Source organism: Mastigocoleus sp. MO_188.B34, from assembly GCF_030065675.1.
Lineage (GTDB): Bacteria > Cyanobacteriota > Cyanobacteriia > Cyanobacteriales > Nostocaceae > Mastigocoleus.
Genome location: NZ_JASJDK010000016.1, coordinates 123909 through 131105, shown reverse-complemented (window position 1 = coordinate 131105; position 7197 = coordinate 123909). Strand labels below are relative to the sequence as shown.

The following is a 7197-nucleotide window of genomic DNA, read 5'->3' as shown; positions in this document are numbered from 1 at the left end:
GCGGGAAGTAATAAATTATTCTTGTTTGAGGTGTTGCTCTTATCTTTGTATCAAATATTTGTATCAAAATTTTTTAAACTCTAATAACTTATACTAATCTCAAGATATACTAATCTTAAAAAACACTGCTGCACATCAATTTTTTGAATCTGTTTCCTGTTCCCTTCTTCTTAAAAACCAAATCTTTTATCGACCCACTTTTTAGCCTTTCTTATAGCTTCTATCTTAGAATGGGCGTAAGGTACAGCCATGGCACAACCGGTGTCATAATCTACCCAAACCGCATAAGTAGATTTTCCATCCAACTCACCTCGATCCACTTCAATCCTAACTCCGCGATAGATAAAGGAAAGAACAATATGGGGATAATCGGGACTTATCATGATTATTGGTTTTACCCTTGCTTAATTATTAGAGTAATACAAGAAAATCTTTAGCAGCTCTAATTAGCAGCCTTTTGAAGTGAGATTTAATATTTGTGTAAACATAATTTATCAATCTAAATAAAAGGTAAAAGGATAGAAATTAAGTTAGCTGTAATGCCAAAAACTTACGTCAGCCCTCATAAATAAAGAGAATTTGAGAGCAAGAAAAATCTTGTTGCGCCTGTACTTGTAACTCATGATAGTGTGACTTTATTCGTACGCCATCAACCTTCCCTTTCTCCTTCAATCAGGTATAAATTCCGATTGCACTATCCTTTTACCAATATTTAAAATGGGTGGGAATAAATATGAAAAATCAGTGCTAAGCAGCAGTCAGATTTTCTGCGACAAAATCCCAGTTAACAAGTTTACTGAGAAAAGTATCAATATATTCCGGACGTTTGTTTTGGTAATCTAAATAGTAAGCATGTTCCCAAACATCCATAGTTAGTAGTGGAATTTGATTGCTAGTGAGAGGATTATCTGCATTTAAAGTTTTGCTGACTTTCAAAGTTCCGCTATCAAGTACTAACCAAGCCCATCCACTACCAAATTGAGTTGCACCAGCATTTTTGAAAGCTTCAACAAATTTCTCAAAGCTACCAAAATCAGCATCAATTTTTTTTGCTAGTTCTCCTGTAGGAGTTCCACCAGCATTGGGTTTCATGCAGTTCCAGTAGAAGCTATGATTCCAAGCTTGGGCTGCATTATTAAAAATGCCAACTTTGTTCGCATCATTTGCAACTGCTTTGATGACTTCTTCAATAGATTTACTATCGAGTTCCGTTCCTTTAACAGCATCATTAAATTTTTTAACATAGGCTGCATGGTGTTTATCATGATGGAACTCAAGAGTCTTTCTGGAAATATAAGGCTCTAAAGCTGTGTAATCATAGGGTAAATCTGGTAGTGCGTATGCCATAGTGTTCTGCCTCTTTTAGTAATCGCTAGGTAATATTTACAGCTTCTATTTGATGTAACAAAATCAAAAATTTGTTACCCACAAAAAAGAAACTAAGCTAACCTATTTGCGGTCTGATAATAACTTAATAACTGGATTCATATAATCCTCATCCCTTGGAGGGGGATAGTTAATCGATTAGAAAAATACTATTTACCCTAATGCGGGTTGCAAAGGAAATATTTACTGCAATTGGATGAAGGTTTTATCGCAGAAGTCAGGAGTCGTAGAGACGTAGCAGAGGCTACGCCGACGCCAAAGGCTCTGCTACGTCTCCTAAGAATTCAGGAGTCAGGAGTAAGAAAGAATTCAGTGGTCTGTTTTAACTTTTTACTTTTAACTTTTAACTTTTGACTTGCGCATAGCGCTAAGTTTCCAAAGCATCGCTCAACTGTTCGCGGTCATGTAAAATCTCAATAAAGTAAAGAATTTGATGAGATTTATTTGTGTCTCCCTGAGTATAAAAGTAAGCTGCAGCTTGAAATAAGTCATCCCGTCCGCTATCTTGCTTATCTACTTGGTAAAGGGTAAAACCACGTCCGAGATAAGCTGCACCTTGTTTGGGATTAATTTCTATGGACTTACTAAAATCTGCGATCGCATTTTGATATTGTTTTTGTTTGCGCCATACAGAAGCCCGATTGCAGTAAAAACTAGCATCGCTTTGGTCTAACGCAATTGCATGGGAAAAATCAGAAATCGCATTTCCCAAACTTTCTTGTTTGAGGTATGCTACACCTCGGTTGTTATAAACTTCTGCTAACTTACGAGTATCAGTTTGGGGCATTAATTGAAGTGCATTATTATAGTCTGTGATCGATTGCTCGTACTTCTTTTGGTCAAAACGGGCTAACGCTCGGTTGTAGTAAAGCCGATAATCTTGGGGATGAAGATTAAGTAAATGGTTAAAATCCGTAATTGCAGCTTCTAGCAATCCCAAACGGTAATAAACTAAGCCTCGATTCAGATAAGCTTCAAAATTGCTGTTGTTTTGCTCAAGGGCTAGATTACAATCAGCTAATGCTTGCTGATAATCTGAAGTTTGGAGATAAGCCGAACAACGATGATAATAAGCCTGACCTAAATCAGGATCGATCTCAATTGCTTGGGTTAAACTTTCTATCGCTTCTGTATATTTACCTTTTTGTATTTGATTAACACCTGATTCTAGAACTGCTCGTGCATTTACGCTGATATCGTTTATTGCCCAAGCTTCAGTCAGAATAGGTAGGAATAATACCGAAAATACTATACTCAGGCAAATGAAGATGCGATAAATACAATTCATGTTTATAAATTGAGTAACTAACAATCGGGCTTAGTTAACCTTTTAGCACCACACCTGCAAAAAAATTGTGTATATTGTTTCTAATACTATTGTTACAGCTATCGCTTAAATATTTACAAATATATAGTTTTTGATATATTACTTCTTCCATAAGCTTAGTGATACTTTTATGGACACGTAATACATATCTTAGACCCCTGTGGACAATTAAAATTATGTATAGCCTGACATCTTTATAGAGCAATACAGTTCAGTTAAGAATTTTTTTTAAAACAAGAACCCTGTAGAGACGCGACAGAGCCTGCGGCGTCGGCGTTAGCCTCTGTCGCGTCTCTACGAAGAAATTTAGTCTTATCTGAATCTTATTGCCTTGTGGAGACGTTGCATGTAACATCTCTACATTCTTTTGCGGAGATATCTTTTACCTCTCAAACTGAAAGTTTGTTTTTTAGGCAAGCATAAATTTTGAATTTATTTATTCTAAAATAGCGCTAGCTAATTAGGTTCACGACCAACCATTATCGGCTTGCTGCAATACGTAATCTGCAACTGTCTGGATTTCTTCAGGAGATAGACGTCCTTTAAAAGGTGGCATAGCATTTTTACCATTGGTCACTTGGTAAATAATTGCCTCTTGAGAATACATATCATATTTTACGAGGTCGTCTTTCGTCAAAGACTTATTCGCCATAATACGATTTACTCCACCAGCGTGACAAGCAGCACAATTTGCTTTGAAAATTTCTGCTCCATTATGTTCTGGAGACATAGCCACTTCTGTAACTTCTTTGACTGCTGTTTTTATTTTCTTCTCTGTAGCTTCTTGAGCTTCTTCTGTAGTTTTTTCAGTTTCAATTACAGAGGTAATTTCTGTCTTTGAGTTATCGCTAACACTTGGAGTAACTATTGCTTCGCTTTTGTCACAACCGTAGGTAAAAAACAATAAAGGAAGTACCAAAAGTACAATAGATAGTAACTTCTTCATAGGTATGAATACAGAAAAATTATACAAGGAAAACTATGTTTGGATATATTAAGTTTGTGTAATGGGTGGTGTCAAAGCTTTAAAAAACATTTGCAAAAATCTCTTTCCTGGGGATGATTGTATCTGTTGCAAATGTATATAATCTTATTAATAATCCTTCAAAAAAATAAATATTTGCTGAATTTGACTATTTTTTGATCGGCAATTAGTGTTTCCCAAATAAGTTTGAGGATTGATAGAAAATAGTTGTGAATACTTACTTTCTTAGTTTTTATTGGCAAGAAAGTATTATTCACAAGTTACTACAGCTTGATTTATGCGGTTTTATTGGTGGTTAGTATAGAGATAAATTAGATATGGAATTAAATAATTAATAAACAGTATTTAAATTTTATTTGTTTTTTCTGGAGGGATTTTTTTATATTTTTTATGGATTTTATTTTTTATTTACATATAAAATACCTAAATTTTAGGAATTTAATTATCTAATTTAATGATGATTAGTTTAGGTTAGACAATGAATCTCATAAGTTATCTCTATCTTAATTAACTACAAATCTGTGGCGATTATATTTAATTTTTTTTGGAGTACGATGCTCAGTGCAAATGAATTATAGATAATCCCAAAAAATAAAATTAATAGCAGTAAATATTAAATAGATTAATTGGAAGTGAAAAGGATTATATTTTCACATAAAATCTCAGTATTTATCTGTCAATAGATAATTAATTTATTAGTACTGCACATATAAATATTCGCGTGTCAATACTGAAGCAGTAAAGACTAAATTTTACATATATACATCAAATATTATTGATTTTAGATTTTTGTTGTAAAAGAGAAGACATATGCACAGAAGAAAATTATTAAAAAATTTGACCTTGTCTGGGATTGGATTCGCAGCTACCACAGCAGGTTTGAGTTTCCGAGCTTCAGTTTTAGCCTCAAATAAAACTAGTAAAGTTCATTGGGGTTATATCGGTGAAGAGGGACCAGGTAATTGGGCTAAGTTATCACCTGAATTTTCCAGTTGTAAATCGGGAAGAAGTCAGTCACCAATTAATATAGATTCATCTGCAATTGGAGCGGATCTTCCTGAGTTAGAAGTTAACTATGGAAATTCTCCCCTGAAAGTTATCAATAATGGTCATACCATTCAAGTGAATTACGAACCAGGAAGTTTTTTGAGCATAGATGGGGAATCTTATGAGTTAGTGCAATTCCATTTCCATCATCCCAGCGAACACAAGATTGATAATGAAAGTTTTCCGATGGAGTTACATCTAGTCCACCAAAATCATAAGGGAGCTTTTGCTGTATTGGGTGTACTTCTCAAACAAGGTGAGGAAAATAAAACTCTAGAGAGTGTTTGGAAAGCAATACCAAATACACAAAAAGGTAAAGAAGTAAGTTCAGATGTAACCATTAATGCTACTAACTTATTACCAACTGACCTAAGTTCTTATCGTTATCATGGTTCTCTAACTACTCCTCCCTGTTCGGAAAACGTTCATTGGATTGTTTTACAAAAACCAGTTGAGGTATCTAATCTACAGGTGCAAACCTTTGCTGAGTTATTTCCGATGAATGCAAGACCCATACAAAGCTTGAATCGAAGATTTTTATTGCGATCGCAGTCGTAAAGAGGGAACGGGGAGCGGGGAGCAAAAAAGCAGTGTAATATTAGCGATCGCCATTTATTTTAAGAAATCTAATATGTAATTAAGATATTTGTAGAGACGCGACATGAATTTGTTGTAGAGACGTTGCATGCAACGTCTCTACAGGTTATTTTGTCGAAAATAATCGCTAACTAAGCCTTTTTTGAATTTGCACGGCTAATTCTTCCTGGGTGACTTCGATTTGATCGCGATTCCTTAAGTCTTTGAGTGCAGCTTTGTTGGTTTTTGCTTCTTCAGAACCAATGATTACACATAATGAAATACCTTGTTTTTCTGCAAGTTGAAATTGTTTACCCAATGAACGTTGGTCGAAACTAGTAATAACGTTAATTCCTGCTTGACGAAGTTGTTGGGAAACTTGTAAATAAGTAGGCATTAATTCTTTTTGCATGTTTACCACCATCACTTGAGCGGGAGTAGTAGGTAAGGTATCAAGAATTCCGGCTTTAAGTAAACGACTAATTAAGCGAGTTAAACCAATTGATATACCCACACCGGGCATTTTTTCACCTAAAAACATCCCTACTAATTCTTCATATCGACCCCCAGAACAGATGCTACCTAGGGCTTCATGTCCAATTAATGTAGTTTCATAAACCGTACCGGTATAATAATTAAGACCGCGAGCAATAGATAAATCAATACAAAAATTATTTTCTGATACTCCCAAATTTCTGACTCCAGAAATTACCGTAGCTAATTCAGTTACTCCTAACTTAAATTCCTCGGCTTCTGGCATTTTTTCGGTTAAATTTTTAAGTTTATTTAAAATTTCATCAACCGTACCATCAATTTTAATAAAATCAATAATCTGTTCCGTTTGTGCGGCGGAAATTCCAATTTTGTCTAATTCTTGCTTAACTTTTGTTTCGCCGATTTTTTCCAAATTATCGATAATATTGACGCAGGATCTAATCTTATCTTCCGCTACACCGACTGATTGAAAGAAACCGGTGAGAATTTTACGGTTGTTGATCCGAATTACAAAATCGCCAATCTTAATTGCTGTGAATATCTCAGAAATGATTGCTGGCATTTGAGCATCATATAGCAAACTGAGTTCGCGACGAGCAATTACATCGATGTCGCACTGACGGAATTGACGAAAACGCCCATCTTTTGCTCTTTCTCCCCGAAATACTGGATCCATTTGGTAGCGAGCAAAGGGAAAAGTTAAATTATTCAGGTTTCGAGCAATATAAGCTGCTAAGGGAACGGTTTGATCGAATTTTAAAGCTCTCGCTTCCGAACCGCTTTCACCAGCTTTGTCTTTTTCTGCTTGTCGATTGGGAGGTAAAATTGGATCGATACCATAAATGATGTTATCACCTTGATTGCCCTTGGCTTGCAAAACTTCTAAGCGTTCTACTGCTGGAGTTTCAATGGGGGTAAAACCATAGCTTTCAAATACCCGACGGATGGTATCAAGTAAATATACCTCCAGGCGCTTTTCCCCAGGTAAAAACTCTGGAAAACCGCTGGGAGTAGTGAAGTTTATTTTATCTGCCTTTGCCATTTCTTCAGTTACTACTTTAGTTTGATGAATTCACATTCATCAGTTTAGCGGTACTGGGGAAAGCTTAAGGATCTTCGTGCATCTGGGAAGGAACACAACATCGGGAAGATAGCAGTGGTTTGTAGTTGAATGAGCTTTGGTCGGGATTGTTGACTTGGTTGTAAACATCACCAAAATTCACTAACTCCTATCTAACTTACCCCAACGGAGGAATGGATCTTCTCTAAAAGGTGTTAGCTAAATTGATTTAATGTGTAATTGTTTGCTTGAGAAAAAACAGCAACTAAATTTCAAAACGCTTCTAACAAATTATCTATAAGTAGCTCTACAAGTAAATCA

Annotated in this window: 5 protein-coding genes and 1 pseudogene; 1 reads left to right on the top strand and 5 read right to left on the bottom strand. The window is 35.4% G+C overall.

Annotated features, from left to right (window positions below):
* Positions 1 to 170: 170 nt before the first annotated feature.
* The 4 genes and pseudogenes from QNJ50_RS06605 to QNJ50_RS06590 all read right to left on the bottom strand — a co-directional run.
* The gene (locus tag QNJ50_RS06605) at positions 171 to 383 is read right to left on the bottom strand and encodes a hypothetical protein (protein ID WP_300633380.1); all 213 of its coding nucleotides are present in this window, start codon (positions 381 to 383) and stop codon (positions 171 to 173) included.
* 364 nt (positions 384 to 747) lie between these two features.
* Positions 748 to 1347, bottom strand: a complete 600-nt coding sequence (locus QNJ50_RS06600) for a superoxide dismutase (RefSeq protein ID WP_300633378.1) — start codon at positions 1345 to 1347, stop codon at positions 748 to 750.
* Positions 1348 to 1753: 406 nt separating this feature from the next.
* Positions 1754 to 2674, bottom strand: a complete 921-nt coding sequence (locus tag QNJ50_RS06595; RefSeq protein WP_300633376.1) for a tetratricopeptide repeat protein — start codon at positions 2672 to 2674, stop codon at positions 1754 to 1756.
* 505 nt (positions 2675 to 3179) lie between these two features.
* A pseudogene (locus QNJ50_RS06590) lies at positions 3180 to 3428 on the bottom strand (c-type cytochrome); the annotation flags it as partial.
* Positions 3429 to 4508: 1080 nt separating this feature from the next.
* On the opposite strand from QNJ50_RS06590, the gene QNJ50_RS06585 reads away from it, so the two are divergent.
* A complete protein-coding gene (locus QNJ50_RS06585; protein WP_300633374.1) occupies positions 4509 to 5303 on the top strand; it encodes a carbonic anhydrase in 795 nt (264 codons plus the stop codon).
* Positions 5304 to 5469: 166 nt separating this feature from the next.
* Here QNJ50_RS06585 and hisS read toward each other — a convergent pair whose 3' ends face one another.
* Positions 5470 to 6858 carry a histidine--tRNA ligase gene (hisS, locus tag QNJ50_RS06580; protein WP_300633372.1) on the bottom strand — a complete coding sequence of 463 codons (1389 nt, stop codon included), beginning with the start codon at positions 6856 to 6858 and terminating at the stop codon, positions 5470 to 5472.
* Positions 6859 to 7197 lie beyond the last annotated feature (339 nt).